The organism is Acinetobacter suaedae, assembly GCF_008630915.1.
GTDB lineage: Bacteria > Pseudomonadota > Gammaproteobacteria > Pseudomonadales > Moraxellaceae > Acinetobacter > Acinetobacter suaedae.
This window is the reverse complement of sequence record NZ_CP043909.1, coordinates 908,516-927,376: the sequence shown is the minus strand read 5'-3', so window position 1 is coordinate 927,376 and position 18,861 is coordinate 908,516. Positions and strand designations below refer to the sequence as shown.

Here is an 18,861-nt window from a genome sequence, read left to right as displayed (position 1 = left end):
ATCTTAAATATAATACTTATTTTAGCTAAGTAACTCTGATGATTTATTTAAGTATTATCAGCTAATCGATTTACTGGAACAATCGAGTCAACAGCAACCCCATCAGTTTCAGTCTCTTCGACATCATGCTTATCACCTTCTGTACGTGCAATCACTGCCGTTGCAATACTATTCCCGATCACATTGGTTGCTGTACGTCCCATATCCAAGAACTGATCAATTGCCAAAATCAGAAGAATGCCGGCTTCAGGAAGCTGAAACATAGCAAGTGTTGATGCAATGACAACAATAGAAGCGCGTGAAACACCAGCAATGCCTTTACTCGTAATCATCAAGGTTAAAAGAATCAATACTTGTTGAGTAAAGCTCAGGTCAATATTATAAGCTTGAGCGATAAACAATACCGCAAAGGCCATATACATCATTGAACCATCGAGGTTAAATGAATACCCCAAAGGTAGAACAAAGCTCGTAACACGTTTTGGAACACCAAATTTGTTTAATGCTTCCATCGTTTTTGGGTATGCTGATTCACTACTCGCTGTTGCAAAAGCCAACATTGTTGGTTCACGTACAGCTCGCACCAGACGAAAAACGTCTTTTCTTAAGAAGATATAACCAAAAGAAATTAAAATCATCCACAGGATCAATAAACCAATATAGAATTGACCAATAAAAATACTGTAATCCAAGATTAACTTAGGACCTTGCACCGCAATTGCTGATGCAATAGCTGCAAATACTGCAATTGGTGCAGCAGCCATAACATAGTCAGTGATACGAAACATGACGTGACATAACTCATCGATGATTTTTCCAATCACTGTCGCACCGGTCTGATGTTGAACATAAGCCAATGCAGAACCAAAGAAAATTGAAAACACAAGGATTTGCAAAATTTCATTATTTGCCATTGCCTCGGCAAAGCTTCTTGGAAAGATATGAGTAATAAATGTCTGTAAACTTAAACTCGATGCACTGACTCCAACATCAACAACTTCTTTAGGAACACTTAGATTCATTCCTGCGCCAGGTTGGAAATAATTCGCAAGCCCCATACCGAGCAATAACGAGATAAAAGATGCCCCCACAAACCAGCCCATGGCTTTTAAAGTAATCGATCCAAGTGAGGATGATTTACCCATTGAGATTAAGCCTGAAACAATTGTTGCAAACACCAGCGGTGCAATAATCATTTTAATTAATCTAAGGAAAACATCTGTGACGATTTTAAAATAGCTTGCGATGTCTGTCGTTTGCGCCGTACTTAAAGTGCTATGACATGCCCACCCGACTAATATCCCTGTGATCATTGCCACCAGAATATATTTGAGCAGCTTCTTTTGATTCATAATAATTATTCCTTCCCTATTGCACTTTGCAGTTAAGCTATTCACCTTGAAATTCCATGCCAAATTGACTTCATCGGCTCAATGTCTTTTTGAAGACAGGAAACCTCTGACGCTACAATTAGCAGTGGCAAGTGTTACTGCTTTTGAAAAAAAACGACAATGCAAAAATTAAATATTTCATGCAAATAATGCATATTTTTGATGTTGGTCAGTGGTGTAGATGTTAGATAAAGAAGATAATTTTCTAGATAAAAATCCGTATAAAATCAGAAAAATTTCTATTTCATTCATTTGATTAATATATTTATTTTCTTTGACTTAAAACTTTGATCGCTTATCAAATTATTGATAATGAAAAAAATAAGCCCTTGTAATAACAAGAGCTTATTTCGATATTTGGCGGAAGCGGTGAGATTCGAACTCACGGAGGACTCACACCCTCGTCGGTTTTCAAGACCGGTGCATTAAACCGCTCTGCCACGCTTCCAATGGCGGCTATCATATAAATAAAAGTGCAAGTTGGCAAATATTTTATTCAAATTCACGCACTGAATGCTCAAAATAAACTCAACAAACTGAATTTTTATGGATTTTCAGCTTTCTTATAGCGAATTGAGTTGATATACCAAACCTTTTTTCCTAAAGGTGTATGCACTTCAACCTCATCATCAACTTGTTTACTTAATAATGCACGAGCCATGGGTGACTCGATTGAAATATGCTGGGGATGATGATCATAAATCTCATCAACACCGACTATTCTTAAGATTTTTTGTTCTCCCTCTTCATTTTCAATCTCAACCCAAGCCCCAAAGTAAACTTTTCCCTCTTGCTCAGGTACATAGTCTACAATTTTTAACTCTTCTAAACGTTTACCAAGATAGCGTACTCGTCGATCAATTTTCCTGAGCAATTGTTTGTTGTATTGATAATCAGCGTTCTCAGAACGATCACCTAAGCTCGCCGCCCAGTTCACTTTTTTAGTGATTTCGGGGCGTTCATCATGCCAGAGTCTCTTTAGTTCTGCGACCAATAAATCATGGCCCGTACGGGTAATTAAATTTGATTTCATAAGTTGAAAATACGTGAAGATAACAATCTGTTTACAAGTTTTTGCATTGTATTCCTTATTTCACCATCACTAAAGTGTATAAATTTTATTCTTTTTTTAAATCATGCGTTTGTGATGTATTTATCATTATTTTATTGCTCAAAATTTGACAATCTGTTTTTTGACGCTTATTATGCGCCCCTAAGTTAGATTTTTGTTTATTTTTTATACACTTTGTGAATGATGTGTAACATCTGCATCATTTTCCCGATTAACCCAATGTCATTTTGAATGACGTCATGACTTGCCCACCCTTATTGAATTTATCAACTTTTAAAAGTTAAGGCAGTATTTTGCTGAACTTTTAGGGCATAAATTACCTGTAGCGGAGACAACATGCACAGTAATTCAAGTTCTGGGTCTAGGCTTTGCCTTAACTCTTTATCTTCCAAACTTCCGTTTCAAGCTTTAGCTCTAGGGATTGTAATTATTCCATTTAATAGCTTAAGCGCAGAGAAATCACATCAGTATAATACTGTTGTAGCAAAAAATGTTTTAACTGTAGTTGCTGTTGAAAACCCAAGCATCGTATTTAAAGAAGATCAATTTTTACATGGCTTCGGTTACGATTTGGCACGTAACTATGCACAAAACTTAAATGTAAAACTTGATTTTAAAACAGTCCCAGACAATGCAACTGCATTGAAATGGATTGCACAGGGCAAAGCCAATTTCGCAATGACAACGTCAACAATTGCAGATATTGAAAAGAAACAATTAGTTTCATTCTCAGCAAGTTGTGGCGATCAAGCAAGTTTAAGTAATAATGGTTTAAATCCCCAATTAAATTGGGTATTTAAGCAAGCTGATGATCCTTTAACACTCACTGCCAGTGGTTTTGTGTGCCAAAGTAAACAGCTCGGTACGACTCAACAACTTGCTTCTTTTTATAATCGTAATGTAGTTAAGCCTGAATCATGGTCAACAATTCAAAAAGACTTAAATCAACGTTTACCGATCTATAAAGCAAGCTTTAAGCAGAGTGCTTCTAAATACAATCTGGACTGGCATTTATTGGCTGCTATTGGTTATCAAGAATCTTATTTAAAACCAACCTCTGTTTCACCAACAGGCGTTCGTGGAATTATGATGCTCACCAATAACACAGCGAAAGCAATGGGTGTTACTAATCGTACGGATCCAGAACAAAGCATCCAAGGTGGAGCAAAGTATTATGATTTGATGTTAGATCAATTTGCTCATGTTCCTTATCCTGATCGTAATTGGTATGCTCTCGTGGCATATAATATGGGACCAGGCGCCGTTGGCCAGATTCAAAAGCGCATCCAAGCCCAAGGTAAAGATCCTAACCAATGGGTGAACTTGTATGATTATTTACAACGTAACCAAGCTCGAAATGGTCGTTACAAACAAGCTGTACAATATGTAAAACGTATCCGCACTTACTTAGAACATATCAAGACCAGCAATTTGATCAATGTCTAAAGCAAAAAAAGCTTACCAACTGGTAAGCTTTTTTCTGATGATCACTTAAGCTGTTTGCTCAAGAACTCTTTTAAATAAATCTTTTTGTTCTTGGCTCGGCTTGGCTGTTTGTAATGCCATCAATTGAGACATATCACCTTGGACTTTGATTTTACCTGTCATGAATGCTTGCATTGCAGCAGCCATGTCAAACTCTAAGAATACTTTACGTAAAGTTTCAGCATCCATATTTAAAGTTGTTTTAGCATTTGAAGATAAACCTTTTTGGATTTTACCTGCATCTAAAGCTAGCTCAGTATTACCAGCTGCATCTGTTACAACTAAGTTAATCGCTAAATTCGCAAGCGCTGGTGGTAAGTTTAAATCACCTGCTTCAGCAGTAAGTTTATCAACTGTTGCAAACCAATCATCAGTTAAAAATGCAGCCATGATTATTCCTCAAATGTATTTGTTCAATTTCTTGTGTCATCTATCCAGACAACATCACATGAAGCAATTTGCTCGTGCCATGTTATAGCACGTAAATTTTATTTTAGGCTATGACTTTTTGTACGTAGGATTCAATTTTTTAAAAAATTATAAAGAAAAGGCACTTAACAAAGTGCCTTTTAAAAATTTTTACATTTTAATCCGCTGCAAAACTTAAATTAACCACATCTAAACGATTTTTAAGTTCTTCAGGATCTTTTAAGTCAAACTCACGCTGTCCATCTAACGCTTCAAAATCAAATAATTCACGATCAGCCAATTGTGATGGTGATACATTTTGTAAAGCGCCAAAAATACTATGTAAACGTTTTGGATATTGTTTATCCCATTCACGCAACATGTCATTAATGATCGCACGTTGTAAGTTTTCTTGAGAACCACACAGATTACAAGGAATAATTGGGAATTTCCGTAAATCTGCATATTTGATAATGTCCTTTTCTTCGACATATGCCAAAGGACGAATCAAAATATTCTTTTTATCTGATGAAAGCAATTTTGGCGGCATTGCCTTTAAACTTCCACCATGGAATAAATTTAAGAAAAATGTCGCCATGATGTCATCACGATGGTGACCTAATGCGACTTTTGTTGCGCCAATCTCTTGTGCAAAACCATATAATGAACCACGACGCAAACGAGAACAGACCGCACAATAGGTTTTACCTTCAGGTGTTAAACGTTTGGTAATGGTATAAGTATCTTTTTCCAAAATGTAATATGGAATATTATTTTCTTCCATATAACGCGGTAAGACATCTTCTGGGAAACCTGGTTGTTTCTGGTCAAGATTGACCGCGACAATGTCAAAATTAATTGGCGCAATACGTTTAAACTGCAACAAAATATCAAGCAAGGTATAGCTGTCTTTACCACCAGACACACACACCATGACCTTATCGCCATCTTCGATCATTTTATAATCACGGATTGCATGCCCCACTTGGCGACGCAGTTTTTTCAACAGGCGATAATAGGCCGAACTGGTTGGAAGTTCTGGCTTGAAATTAAATCCTTGGTTGGACTCCACTGGCGCGTACATAGACGTGATTAACTCATAAACAAAAACACTGCGAGATTTTATCCGAATTCGAAAAAAACCGCACCAAAAGAATTTTTCAATTTCTTTCTATCGTCATATTCAGATTTCATACTGATAAAATTCTGATCAAAAAATGTTTAAATTGCCTAGATTGCTTATATTTCAAACTTTTCCACAGTTTTCCACAAAAACTGTGGATAAAATTGTGGATTTCTTAGCTATTGACAAACTGTTTTAATCAGATAATAAGGCTTTTGATCAAATTGATCATTTTTTAACCACTTATTTTAATCATTAATAATCAATCACTTATATAAGTCAATACTTCATTTTTAAAAAAAAATTAAATTTTTTTTTGCTGAACATTCGAACAAAATGACTTGATTTTTTGTTAGACAGTAAAAATAAAAAAATTGTAGCAAAACTCCATTTTTTGCATTTTTTTGTTACACTGCGCTAAGGAATTAAAGCTCATCCATTGTGAATATTATAACGATGAACAAAAAAACGTATTTGATGACCTTCTGTTTGGGAATAATCGGTTTTTTTTATAACTCTGCACATGTTCATGCGGGGCAGACCATTTATCAATTCAAAGATACTAACGGCACAACCTTACTCACCAACAAGAAGAAAGCGGAATATAGCCATTTAAAAGTCGTTAAAGCGACTTATTATCCTGATAGTAATATTCACACCTATAGCAATTGGGGTAAAACAGAGGCCTCTGTGCTTCCCAGCTATAGTCGTAACAGAAATGCTTTTGATCACCTCATCAAACAAGCAGCGCAACAACACGGCGTATCTGAAGGATTAATTAAAGCAGTCATGCATACTGAATCTGGATTTAATGTTCGTGCCCGCTCCCCTGTTGGTGCACAGGGTTTAATGCAATTAATGCCCGCGACCGCTCGACGTTTTAATGTGAGTGATGCATATGACCCACAACAAAATATTTTTGCTGGTGCTCGCTATTTAAGTTGGTTGCTAAAACGTTTTAATGGCAATACTGAACTCGCATTGGCTGGCTATAATGCAGGCGAAGGTAATGTCGATAAGTATGGTGGTATTCCACCTTTCCGTGAAACGCAAGATTATGTACGTCGCGTAACCAGCCGTTATCAAAACTTGTATGCTTCTGGTCTAGGCAATGTGACGATGAACAATGAGCTTATGGCACAACCCGCCAGTTATTCAAATGCAGACTTACCAAGTAATCTATCTACTAGCAGTCCACCCAAAAAACAGTATAACCGCCAAATTATTACACTGGCAGACGGAACATTTACAGATGCACCTGCAGGCACCTATTCAACTGCAAATGCTTCCGCATCTGCACACATACGATTGAGTGATTAAACTGTACATTAAAACAACGATACATCTTCATAATATGTACTTATTTGCTATATTAAAATGATTTTAAGTTGTTGTTTCTTCATTCATTCATCGTTTTAATACTGAAATACAATTCCATCCATTTTTTTCTTGAATTTTTAGGGTTCAACCTGCATATTATGGGGATGATTTATATTTATAAATCAGATCACTTTTTCTTTATAAGAGGGTTTTCTCAATGATGCGGATTGGTTTGTTCTTGCTAACCAACCTCGCGGTACTGGTTGTAGCTGGCATTATTTTGTCACTCTTCGGTGTCGGTAGTTACCGTAGTGCGGGTGGCTTAAATCTAGGCAACCTATTAGTCTTCTGTTTTGTCTTTGGTATGGTGGGTTCTTTTATTTCCCTCTTCATGTCAAAGTGGATGGCTAAAAAAACCACTGGGACTGAATTAATCGACCCGAATGCACCTCGTAATCAGGCTGAAGCGTGGTTGTTGCAAGAAGTTTCTCAATTATCTCAACGTGCAGGTATTAAAATGCCTGAAGTGGGGATCTTCCCATCTTATCAATCAAATGCATTTGCAACTGGTTGGAATAAAAATGACGCACTGGTAGCTGTTTCGACAGGTCTATTAGAACGCATGAACAAAGATGAACTTCGTGCCGTACTTGCACACGAAATCGGACACGTTGCGAATGGTGACATGGTTACACTTGCCTTGATTCAAGGTGTAGTCAATGCCTTCGTTATGTTCTTTGCACGTGTAGCAGGTGACTTTATCGACCGCAACGTCTTTGGTCGTGAAGATGGGGAAGCACCTGGTCTTGCTTATTTCGCCATTACCATCGTATTAGATATTGTGTTTGGTATTTTAGCATCCACAATCGTAATGTGGTTCTCTCGTCAACGTGAATATCGTGCAGATGAAGCTGGTGCTCGTTTAGCAGGTAAAGATGCCATGATTTCTGCACTACTTCGCTTACAAGCTGAGTCAGAAATGCCGGATCAAATGCCAAAAGAAATGAAAGCATTTGCAATTACGGAAGGTAAGGAACAAGGCTTTAGCTTAGCTGCTTTATTCCAAACTCACCCAAGCATCGAGCAACGTGTTGCTGCGCTCAAACAATTGAATGTTCACTAAATCAAACAGATTCAAAACAAAGCCTCCAATATGGAGGCTTTGTTTTTATGAATATCTCGCTCAATTAAAGGACTGATACCATTGCCATAGAAAACTAAATCCAGCCCATACAGCCATAACCAATAAAACCAGAATGGCTATTCCCAATAAATCAGGTATCCGCAACCAGATCCAACTCACAATAGGGTTACGCCAAAATGCTGAAGTTTTTTGCTTTTGTTCTAACGCTTCATGTAAAAATGGATGTACTACGTGGATATCACTACGTACCTGATATTCTTCACGAATATGATCATGTACAATATCCAACGTCTTGCGGCTGGGGCGAATAAATACATCAAATATTGTCCCGACAATTGGAACAAAACCAACGAGCATATCCAAAATTGCCAGTTTCACCACCCCATTCAATTTATGTTGTGGAACACCAACCTCTCTGGCTTTTTTAAATGCATATAACGTTAAAATGAATCCTGCAACATCACCTGCAAAGGGAATGGTACTCAGTGCCGCATCGGCCCCCACCCCTTGTTTGGTAAATGGAATACGTACCAAACTATCCATGGTGTTGGCAAATTTTGCTAAATCACGCTCTACTGCAATCGCCTGCTGTTGCGTTAGTTTTTTTTGTTGGGTCATTCAGTCAGCCTAAGATACATAATTGAATTGATGATGAATTAGCATAACAATTTTTTAGGTATATTTTGTTCTTTGATTAGAACAAAATCATCGATGCAATAAAGAGATAGATCAGTACCCCCATTGCATCACAAATCGAAGTAACCAAAGGCGCAGATGCGCTGGCAGGGTCAAAACCAAATCGATTTAAAATAAAAGGCAGACTCATACCAATCAAGCATCCCATGAGTACGATTCCAACCATACTAAATGCCAAAACCAATGCAACTAATGCATCACCACGTACATAACCAAGGAGTGAAACAGCAATTGCCATCGTTCCACCTAAGCATAACGCGACTAAACTTTCACGCCCTAACAAATAAAACCAATCTCTAAATTGCACATCGCCCGTTGCCAATGCTCGCACCATTAATGTTGATGACTGAGATCCTGCATTTCCCCCACTCCCAACTAAAAGTGGTAAGAAAAATACTAAAACAAGATGTTGCGCAATCACATCTTCATAATGTGCGATTCCAATACCCGATAACAGACTGCCAAATACTAAAAAAACCAGCCAAAAAACACGTTTCTGATATAACTGTAAGATAGGTGCTGACTTAATACTTAATTTAGTGGTTGCGTTGACAGCCCCTACTTTTAAGAAATCTTCTGTTGCTTCTTCACTGGCAACATCCATAGCATCATCGTAAGTAATAATCCCCACTAAAGCTTGTTGTACATCCACAATCGGTAAAGCAAGTAAATCATAACGTGCCATAATTTTGGCAATATGATCTTGATCGTCATCAACGCGCGCACTAATCACATCACGTACCATCAATTGTGCAACTCGTGTTTCTGGTTGTGCCAAAACCAGTTCACGCAAAGACACAACACCGATCAAATGTCGTTGTTCATCAATAATATAGGCTTGATAAATCGTTTCTGCGTCTGGAGCATCCTTACGTAATGCCTCTATTGCTTGAGCAACAGTAAATTCGGGTTTTAGCGTCACATAATCCGAAGACATGATCGCACCCGCTGTGCCTTCGACATAATCAGCAAGACGGCGGATATCCTCTCTTTCGGCTTGGGCTAATGCGGGTAATAGAGTTTCCTGCTCACTCGGGTCTAAGCGCTTAAAAAGATCAGCGCGATCATCTGATGGCATTTCACTTACAATCTTCGCCAGTACTTGACGTGGCATTTCCTGTGCAATCAGCATTTGCTGTTTTGCTGGAAACTCAGCAAAGATATAAGCACGTTGCGGTAAATGCTCAAGTAAATAGGCCGCATAGCTTGGAGTCATTTGTTGTAATAATTCTGCTAAGTCAGCTGAAGGAACACCCTTGAGTAATGCGAGTGCTTGATCGATATGATGGTTTGCAACAGTTTCGTTGAGTAGTGTGATTAATTCATTTCTTGACATGCGAATCTCCTAGCCCAAACACATTCGGCTAGGTCGCATACATGATTAAACGTGCGCGTAAAAACCTAGCGTATTTGGGGAATATTTAAGGTAGTAAGTACTTGATCGAGACCTACAACTCTGTGTGTCCATTTTTTAGATAAACTCTCAATTGAACCGTTTATACGGCGCATGAATAATAAAGGCTTGAACCCAATGGCTCAAGCCCTATCTCTATGAAATATGTCTTATTTTGTTTCAATTTAGACGGTTGCGATCCAATATAACCTTTATAGCAATTTAATGTTGAATAATAGTATTGGCTTTAAAAATAGAGCGAATCAACACATACATTAATGGAATAAAGATAAGTACTAATATCGTACCAAATACAACACCTCCAAAAACGCTATAACCGATTGCTTGACGGCTCAAAGCTCCCGCACCTGTTGAAAACATTAATGGGATCACCCCAGCACCAAAAGCAATTGATGTCATTAAAATTGGACGCAATCTTAAACCCGCCGCACGCAAAGCCGAATCTAATAAAGATTTTCCCTGCTGTTGCAAACTCGCAGCAAACTCAACCATTAAAATAGCGTTTTTGCAGGATAGTCCTATGGTCGTCAGCAAAGCAATTTGGAAATAAATATCGTTGGCAAAACCAAACCAATAACTGAATAAAATTGTTCCTCCAATTCCTAACGGAATCGCAGCCATCACCACAGATGGTATCGACCAGCTTTCATACAAAGCAGCCAAACATAGAAAAATAAAGGCAATGGAAACCACATATAACCAAATTGCTTGATTACTAGATTGTTGCTCTTGATAAGATAAACCACTCCATGCCAAGTCAATACCAGGCATTTTATCCGCTAGTTCTGTCAATGCTTGCATACCTTGACCGCTACTAAAGCCATTCGCGGAATCAGCTTCTAACTCTATCGAAGGATAGCCCATAAAACGTTGTAAAGATGGCGGTGCACCCTGCCAAGACACTTGACTGAACTGGGTAAATGGGATCATTTGACCTTGTGCATTTTTTACATGCCAAAAGCCCAAATCTTCTGGTTTTGAGCGATATGGTGCGTCACCTTGTAAATAAACCCGCTTAATTCGGCCACGATCAATGAAGTCATTAATATAACTGCCACTCCACGCTGTCGAAATCGTTCGATTAATTTCACTCACATTTAAATCATGTAGCATTGCTGCTCGATGATCAATTTTGATATTTAAAACTGCCTGATCGTCATTGGTCTTTTTATCTAGATTTTCTATACTTTCCAGCGCATTGCCTTGTTGCTGCAGTTCTCTAAAAGAAGTTAGTAAATTATCCCGCCCCATTCCTTGAGTATCTTGCAACCAAAAATCAATTTTATCGGAGTTACCTAGACCACGAATTACAGCTGGCATGACCACCATAATCCTTGCTTGATTGTTTTGTGCAAAATGTTTCATTGCTCGTGCACGAATCGCTTGTGCGCTATTTTCACTTCCCTGACGTTCATCCCAATGTTTTAGAGATACAAAAGCTTGTCCAAGATTTTGCCCTGTACCTGAAAAATTACGACCATGAATCACCATAATGCCATTGAGATTATCCTTTTCCTCATTCAAAAAATAATCTGAAATCTGCTTACCCACGAGTTGGGTTTGGCTCATGGGCGTCCCTTCTGCGAGACGAAATTGAACCCCTAAAAGCCCTTGATCCTCTTGTGGTAAAAAACTGGTCGGTAATTCGCGATACACCCAAGCAAAAGCACTAATTAACACGATAAATGTAACAATCGCCACCGACTTTATCTGAATCGCCTTTTTTGCAAGCGCTAAATAAACTGTTCTAACTCGGTCTAAGCCTCGCTCAAAGCTTTGAGCCCACTTCGCTTTTTGATGTTGTTGTTTTAAGAGAATTGCACATAAGGCTGGTGTCAAAATTAATGCAACCAATAATGACAATGACATCGCTGCAACTAAAGTAATCGAGAACTGACGATAAATAATGCCCGTCGCGCCTGTAAAAAACGACATTGGGATAAATACAGCAGTCAGCACTAAAGTGATACCCACCAATGCCCCACTGATCTCTTGCATGGATTGAATACTGGCTTGTTTGGCATCCAGCTTTTGCTCGTGCATGATACGTTCAACGTTTTCAACCACGACAATCGCATCATCGACGAGTAAACCAATCGCCAACACCATGGCAAATAAAGTCAAAGTATTAACACTCATCCCTAAAACAGCAAGGACAGCAAAAGTCCCTAAAATCACGACAGGCACTGTTACTGCAGGAATCAGTGTTGCTCTCCAACTCTGTAAAAAGAGAAACATTACCAAAACAACCAAAATGATTGCTTCAACTAATGTTGCAAACACCTGAGACATTGACTCTTTGACAAAAGGCGTATCATCTCGAGGATAAACAATGAAATATCCTTCGGGTAAATCTTTCTCTAATTTTGCAATTTCTTTATAGACCAAATCTGCAGTTTGCATGACATTGGCACCCACAGCCAATGATATTGAAAGTCCTGACGCAGGATAACCATTGATTCTATTCAATATTTGATAGTTTTCCGCACCAATCTCAATACGCGCAATATCTTTTAAGTAGACTAAACTACCATCTTGATGTGCTTTTATAATGATTTGTTCAAATTGCTCAGGTGTCTGTAGTAAAGAACCGGAAGTAACCCTTGCATTTAAATATTGATCCTCGATGCTTGGTAACTGTCCAATCGCCCCAGCAGCTACTTGCGCATTTTGACTTTCTAAAGCTGTTCTGACTTCACTGACACTTAGTTGATATTGCTGTAATTTTTTAGGATCTAGCCAGATTCGCATCGCATACTGCGAACCAAAGACGCTGATTTCACCCACACCTTCAATACGGCTCAAATTTAATTCAAAATGGTTGGTTAAATAGTCAGAAATATCAATATTAGTGGAACGACCAGATGCATCAGCCAAACCAACGACCATAAATGAATCACTGAGCGATTTTCGAACGGTTACTCCTTGTCGTTGTACATCTTCAGGTAACCGATTAATTGCACCATTAATCGCGTTTTGTACTTGCACTTGTGCCTGATCAGGATCAGTTCCCTGCGAAAAAAACAAACTGATACGACTATTACCACTGGCATCACTACTGGAACTAAAATAAAGTAAGTGATCAATTCCCTTAATTTGTTGTTCTAATACTTGGGTAACGCTATCTTCTACAGCTTGTGCATCCGCACCACTATAATTTGTTGCTACAGTAATACGTGGAGGTGCAATATCTGGATATCGTTCCACAGGTAAGTTTAATACTGCGAGTATACCTACAGCCATGACAATAATTGCTAAAACAGCAGCAAAAATGGGACGATGAATAAAAAACTTAGATAACATGGCTGTTCATTCCGTTCCAGAAACAGTCAATTTTTCAAAAAGATAGGTGGAAGATCAATCAAAATATTAAGACATTTTCAATTTGATCATCTCTAAGTCATTCTCGAAACACCATCCCTATTAACATATCATTGCAAAAAGTCGTAATTAAGGAGAAATCGTGGATTTTTACGGTTTAATATCGACCAAATCTCCGTCGATTTACTACAGATCATTATGACTTAAAAGTATTAAATTTAAATCACTTTGCTATCAATTACTTCATAAATACAGATTGACAGTTGCCTAAGTAAAAACGATAGTAGCACGCTTATTGCCACCCCTATTTTATTCGTCATTTATGAAAACCACGCTGCAAAACTTTAATATTCTGCTATTAATTTTGCTACCAGCATTCATCACTGGTGGTTTATTAGTTTTTTCAGGCAATTTATCCGATGGTTTAAGACTTGGCTTTTTATCATTACCTGGCGTTATTTTTTTAGTTTTAGCTGCAACACAACGAAAATTTTATTGGTATCTCCTCTCTATCCTTTGGTGGTTTATTTTCTGGTTTGATTCATTGCTTAGATCAAGTACATGGATCTTGTTCAGTAGTGATAATGAAGCTTATTTTATTATTGAAGCGATTGCGAATACCAGTTATGCAGAGACATGGGAGTTCTTCCAACTTCATATGCTCACCATCCTATCCGTCTTGTTTGGTCTCATTGCATTGACGATTGGATATAACATTGCTGCCTTTAAATATTTAAAAGAAAATAGCTTCAAACAGCTTTGGAATAGTCGATTCTATCGTATTTGTATCATTTTTTTGGTGCTATTAACCTTAACCAGTTATCTCATGAAACCTTCTCGCAAAGTACACCCCCTAGTATTTTGGACGAATTATCATGAAAAAATTCAAGACTTCCGTGATCGAATCAAACAACACAAGAATGTTCATCAACAGTGGGATCAAAGTGCACAACAAAACCTGATTATTCAAGATCCAAGCAAACTAAAACAGACCCATGTTTTAGTACTTTCTGAAAGTATCACGAGTCTTGATTTAGGCCTTTGTGGTTATAGCAGGAATACTACCCCTGAGCTCAGCAAAAGAATTGATCAACTTAAAGTCTTTTGTAATGCGTTTTCACCATCACCATCCACCATTAATGCTTTGCGTGTGTTACTGACTGAAAGCCCTGCTGCAGAGCATGAAAAATACTCTCCAGAAAGTATTCTGGCTTATGCACGAGCCGCTGGCTATAAAATTTACTGGATTAGCAATCAAGATGATATTTATCTATCATCGCTATTTGGTGCTTATGCGGATAAAGCCATCTATAAAAATACACGTTCTGGGCGCAGCAGTACCTCCTTAGATGAGAAATTACTTCCCGCCTATTTACAAGCCTTAGCTGACCCAGATCCTAAAAAACTGATTATTTTGCATATGATTGGTACACATCCTAATTACAAAGAGCGCTACCCTACTGCTTTTAATAAATTTAATAGTAATAGTGATGATGCTGTAGAGATGTTACTCAAGAAAAATGATATTGATCCGTGGATTCGATCAATGCGCAACCATTATGACAATGCCATTTTATATCAAGATACTTTATTGGCTCGATTCTTTGATGCCTTAACTGCTGAAGAGAATTTAGATCAACGCTCATTTACGGTCGTGTCCGATCATGGTAATGAGGTTGGCCATGAACTTGACTATGCTGGACACAGTCCAAATACTAAAGCAGGCTATCAAGTACCTGTCATCATGTGGTATGACCATATGCCATCGACTGGTGTCGATCTGACCACGACCTTAAATACTGCTGAATTAGACAACAACCTCATGAAAATTATGGGATTGAAAGATAAATATGCACCTCCTCAATCATACTGGTTTGACGCCAACTATCATTTTAACCCTGAAGTAAATTGGCCTTATTGGCAGAAGAAGCATTAAGTGTCATCGATTTTAATAGAACCTAGCCTAGTAATATCTAAACACTGTTGATCGAACATTTTTACCAAATAATAAAGCTTATTGCCTTTCCAATAAGCTTTACACCGCAATTTTCTTTTTATTTTCATAAAATAATCATCAAACTGTCATCCATTTGATAAATTTTATCTGCAAAATAAGGGCTGTGACATTTCAGTCATGCATTGCGTTATTAGCGAAAACGACATACACAAGGCATGAAACGCAGACAATAGCGACTTCCTTGTCCCATTTTATAACGACGTTTAGGGAAGTTTTAGCTATACCCATACCCACTTTGATAAAAATACATGAGTTTTACGATGTTAAAAAAATCCGTTCTTAGTCTCTGCCTTTTTACGCTTGTTGGTTGCAACAGCGATAACAACGATCAATCAAATTCAAGCAAAAAAGAATATCAACTCCCCCAAATTTTAGTGGTTGGGCATCGAGGCGCGAGCGCACTCCGTCCTGAACATACATTAGAATCATATCAAAAGGCCATTGATGATGGCGCAGACTTTATCGAACCAGATCTCGTTTCAACTAAGGATGGCGTTTTGGTCGCTCGTCATGAAAATGAAATCAGTGGAACAACGAATATTGCCAGTCTTCCTGAGTTTGCGGACCGAAAAACAGAAAAAGTGATTGATGGAGTTCGCTATGAAGGCTGGTTCACTGAAGACTTTACGCTACAAGAATTACAACAACTCAAAGCACGTGAACGTATTCCGCAATATCGACCTGCGAATCAACAATATAATGATTTATATACAGTCCCAACATTAGAACAAATTATTGAGCTGGCTGAGGCACACTATAAAAAGACAGGTAAAATTATTGGTCTATATATTGAAACCAAACATCCTACGTTCTTCCAACAACAAAACCTTGCTATGGAAGATACGCTACTTAAAACCCTAGCAAAATATCGCTACACAAGAGATATCGCACCAGTCTATTTACAGTCATTTGAAGTGGGAAATCTTAAATATTTAAAACAACAGCTCGACCAACATAAAAGCATTAAACATGCACAACTCATTCAACTCTATGATGAGCCAACCGCAAGTCCTGCAGATTATGTGGTGCAAAATATTAAAACAACTTATGCCGATATGGCGACTGCTCAAGGCCTAAATGATGTTGCCGCTTATGCAAATGGCGTGGGTCCATGGAAAGTTTACATTTTTAAAGATAACGATATGAAAGAGACCACGACTTTTGTTGCTGACGCACATAAAGTTAATTTGAAAGTTCACCCTTATACTTTCCGCCCAGAAAATTATTATATGCCCGATACGTTAAAGTGTACGGATAAAGAAAATGTTTCTGAACGCTGCCCAGATGGTGCAATTAAAGAAATGCAGTTATATTTTAAAGCAGGAGTAGATGGTATTTTTGCTGATGATCCAGCAATTGCCCGCCAAGCAGTCCAAAATTATTTAGGTCAAAGCAAATAAGTTTTATCATTGATGGGGAGAACCACATGGTGCTCCCCTACACTGTCATTTAATTTGTTAACTGTTTTTTTCGAACTTGTTGCCATTGCCACCAACCATAAGTTGCCAAACCAACAAAAGCTGCATAAAGTCCTGCCGTCAATAATAACTCTTTATAGAGAAACATTCCCACATAAACAATATCGATGATGATCCAAAGTAACCAAGTAGCAATATGCTTTTGGCTGGTCCAATAGGTTGCAAGTAAACTAAAGGCTGCAAGTTGAGAATCCAGCATAGGGAGTGAAGCATCCGTAAAATACTTCAAAGCCATACCAAAAATTAAACCGCCAATTGCAGCTAAACATATTTGGGCCAATGCGCTCGTTCGATTGATCGGCTCGATCCGAATCTCATGATCTTGACGTTGCCCCTTTAACCAACAATAAAAACCATAGAAATTAAACACGATAAAGAAAAACTGTAAGATGGTTTCACCATACAATTTATAGGTGAAAAAAAGGTAAGCATATAATGAACAAGCCAAAATGTTAAACCACCAGCACCACATATTCCGTTGTATGGTTAATGTTACCCCTATCACACTCATGATGACGGCAATAATTTCTAATGCAGACAAAAGACAACTTCTTTGAATATTCGATCGTGACATTATGAAAAAATCCTGGATTTAAGCAACAGCTAAATCTCAAAATGCCATGCTAATTGTATATCTAATCTCTTGTTTCCCCTGAATGACTTATTAACGTTTTTATATTTAAGCTATGGTGAGCAATAACGTTTTATGAAAGCAAATTTAATTTTTAAAATGACTATTTCTTCACCAATAGTTATGTTATAAAAATACACAACTATTTTTTATGATCTATCAATGTTCACACTACAAGTTTCCTCAATTCGCATAAATCACATCGTTGATTGCACTCACGTCAGTGCCGCATGGCGACGTGTCTGCATTTTATTGCGAGGAGACTTTATCCATCGATTTCATCTCATGAATATCTATAAATAAAACATCATATGAAATGACAAGGTCACCTCAAGCGTGGCCTTTTTTGTTGCCTAAAAATCAAGATGACGTCGTCATCACTGGAGTTTACCCATGTCTCAGCTACATGAAAAAAGTTTACTGTCCACCACACAGATACAGCCGGCTGTTGTGTCCACACACCCTCGCCTCGCAACAGTCGGTCAATTTATTGCAGTGACTCTGATTTGGTCATTTACCCCTTTAGCGGCGGTATGGACAGTCAATGAGCTGCATTGGGCGTGGGGCTTATTTCTACGATTTAGTCTCGCCATTCCTTTAGTTTACATCTGTTTGCTTTATTTCAAACTAAAACTGATATGGAATGCAAAAGCACTGCTCAGCTATGCTGCTGGTGCAATTGGATTATTCGGGTCTATGGCGTTTTGCTATCTGGGCGCAACACGCGTACCTTCAAGTATGATTTCAATTATCTATGCAACAGCCCCATTATGGTCAGGATTAATCGCGGTATTTATTTTAAAACAAGAACGTTTTTTAATCCTGCAATGGGTTGGTCTGCTGTTAGCCATCTTTGGTCTCGTACTGACACTCGGTCTGGCAACAGAAGAGATTCAACTGGATATGCTTGGTGTTGCTTACCAAATTATTGCTGTTTTGCTGTATGTACTGTCCATGTTTGCAGTAAACAAAATTAAAGCCGAGATACATCCAATCGTACAAACAGCTGGATCGACTTTAGTGTCATGGTTAGGTTATCTCGTTCTTATCGCTTTTTTTTATAGTGAAGTGCCGACACAGTTGCCGAACTTACAAACATCGTTAGCTTTAATATATAGTGCTTTGTTTTCCTCTGTTCTTGCGATGATGTTTTATTTTCATTTGATACAGAAACTCAAACCCACAACGGTAATGCTCACCACAATTTTGACCCCAGCCTTGGCAACACTCTGGGGAATAACGCTAAATCACGAACCTTTTAGCTCACACTTATTTATGGGGTTAGTCTGCTTAGCTATCGGTTTACTCATGTATGTCTATCCAAAACAATGGTCTAGATAAGATATAAAAACTGCTGAGTC

General features: G+C 38.1%; 14 protein-coding genes and 1 tRNA gene. 6 read left to right on the top strand and 9 right to left on the bottom strand.

Translation table 11 applies throughout. The annotated features are described in order from the left end of the window. Positions 1-47: 47 nt before the first annotated feature. From F2A31_RS04290 to greB, 3 genes are all read right to left on the bottom strand, one after another. Positions 48-1,352: a dicarboxylate/amino acid:cation symporter gene (locus F2A31_RS04290; RefSeq protein ID WP_150025341.1), complete on the bottom strand. Its 1,305-nt coding sequence runs from the start codon at positions 1,350-1,352 to the stop codon at positions 48-50. A gap of 397 nt (positions 1,353-1,749) precedes the next feature. Beyond that, positions 1,750-1,839 (bottom strand) — tRNA-Ser (locus F2A31_RS04285). 96 nt (positions 1,840-1,935) lie between these two features. Continuing rightward, positions 1,936-2,424, bottom strand: a complete 489-nt coding sequence (gene greB, locus F2A31_RS04280) for a transcription elongation factor GreB (RefSeq protein ID WP_150025340.1) — start codon at positions 2,422-2,424, stop codon at positions 1,936-1,938. Between the two features lie 375 nt (positions 2,425-2,799). On the opposite strand from greB, the gene F2A31_RS04275 reads away from it, so the two are divergent. Continuing rightward, positions 2,800-3,909, top strand: a complete 1,110-nt coding sequence (locus F2A31_RS04275) for an MltF family protein (protein ID WP_150025339.1) — start codon at positions 2,800-2,802, stop codon at positions 3,907-3,909. A gap of 45 nt (positions 3,910-3,954) precedes the next feature. Here the strand turns inward: F2A31_RS04275 and F2A31_RS04270 are convergent, their stop codons facing one another. Both F2A31_RS04270 and ttcA read right to left on the bottom strand, forming a co-directional pair. Further along, positions 3,955-4,338, bottom strand: a complete 384-nt coding sequence (locus F2A31_RS04270; protein ID WP_004640249.1) for an SCP2 sterol-binding domain-containing protein — start codon at positions 4,336-4,338, stop codon at positions 3,955-3,957. A 196-nt stretch (positions 4,339-4,534) separates the two neighbouring features. Next, entirely contained in the window at positions 4,535-5,440 is a 906-nt protein-coding gene (gene ttcA / locus F2A31_RS04265; RefSeq protein ID WP_150025338.1) for a tRNA 2-thiocytidine(32) synthetase TtcA, read from the bottom strand. Positions 5,441-5,935: 495 nt separating this feature from the next. On the opposite strand from ttcA, the gene F2A31_RS04260 reads away from it, so the two are divergent. Together F2A31_RS04260 and htpX are read left to right on the top strand one after the other, a co-directional pair. Beyond that, the gene (locus F2A31_RS04260; RefSeq protein WP_150025337.1) at positions 5,936-6,799 is read left to right on the top strand and encodes a lytic transglycosylase domain-containing protein; all 864 of its coding nucleotides are present in this window, start codon (positions 5,936-5,938) and stop codon (positions 6,797-6,799) included. A 217-nt stretch (positions 6,800-7,016) separates the two neighbouring features. Continuing rightward, a complete protein-coding gene (htpX, locus tag F2A31_RS04255; RefSeq protein WP_004640254.1) occupies positions 7,017-7,922 on the top strand; it encodes a protease HtpX in 906 nt (301 codons plus the stop codon). A gap of 60 nt (positions 7,923-7,982) precedes the next feature. Here the strand turns inward: htpX and F2A31_RS04250 are convergent, their stop codons facing one another. From F2A31_RS04250 to F2A31_RS04240, 3 genes are all read right to left on the bottom strand, one after another. Further along, positions 7,983-8,561 carry a DUF4112 domain-containing protein gene (locus F2A31_RS04250; protein ID WP_150025336.1) on the bottom strand — a complete coding sequence of 193 codons (579 nt, stop codon included), beginning with the start codon at positions 8,559-8,561 and terminating at the stop codon, positions 7,983-7,985. A gap of 76 nt (positions 8,562-8,637) precedes the next feature. Further along, positions 8,638-9,975: a magnesium transporter gene (gene mgtE, locus F2A31_RS04245; RefSeq protein ID WP_150025335.1), complete on the bottom strand. Its 1,338-nt coding sequence runs from the start codon at positions 9,973-9,975 to the stop codon at positions 8,638-8,640. Between the two features lie 279 nt (positions 9,976-10,254). Then, positions 10,255-13,356, bottom strand: a complete 3,102-nt coding sequence (locus F2A31_RS04240) for an efflux RND transporter permease subunit (RefSeq protein WP_150025334.1) — start codon at positions 13,354-13,356, stop codon at positions 10,255-10,257. 340 nt (positions 13,357-13,696) lie between these two features. On the opposite strand from F2A31_RS04240, the gene F2A31_RS04235 reads away from it, so the two are divergent. Both F2A31_RS04235 and F2A31_RS04230 read left to right on the top strand, forming a co-directional pair. Continuing rightward, on the top strand, positions 13,697-15,310 hold the full coding sequence (locus F2A31_RS04235; RefSeq protein ID WP_150025333.1) for a phosphoethanolamine transferase: 1,614 nt from the start codon (positions 13,697-13,699) through the stop codon (positions 15,308-15,310). Between the two features lie 341 nt (positions 15,311-15,651). Further along, positions 15,652-16,791 (top strand): glycerophosphodiester phosphodiesterase, encoded by a 1,140-nt coding sequence (locus tag F2A31_RS04230; protein WP_150025332.1) that lies wholly within the window; start codon positions 15,652-15,654, stop codon positions 16,789-16,791. A gap of 49 nt (positions 16,792-16,840) precedes the next feature. On the opposite strand, the gene pnuC is transcribed toward F2A31_RS04230, so the two are convergent. Beyond that, positions 16,841-17,443, bottom strand: a complete 603-nt coding sequence (gene pnuC / locus F2A31_RS04225) for a nicotinamide riboside transporter PnuC (protein WP_150025331.1) — start codon at positions 17,441-17,443, stop codon at positions 16,841-16,843. 450 nt (positions 17,444-17,893) lie between these two features. On the opposite strand from pnuC, the gene F2A31_RS04220 reads away from it, so the two are divergent. Next, positions 17,894-18,841: a DMT family transporter gene (locus tag F2A31_RS04220; protein WP_150025330.1), complete on the top strand. Its 948-nt coding sequence runs from the start codon at positions 17,894-17,896 to the stop codon at positions 18,839-18,841. Positions 18,842-18,861 lie beyond the last annotated feature (20 nt).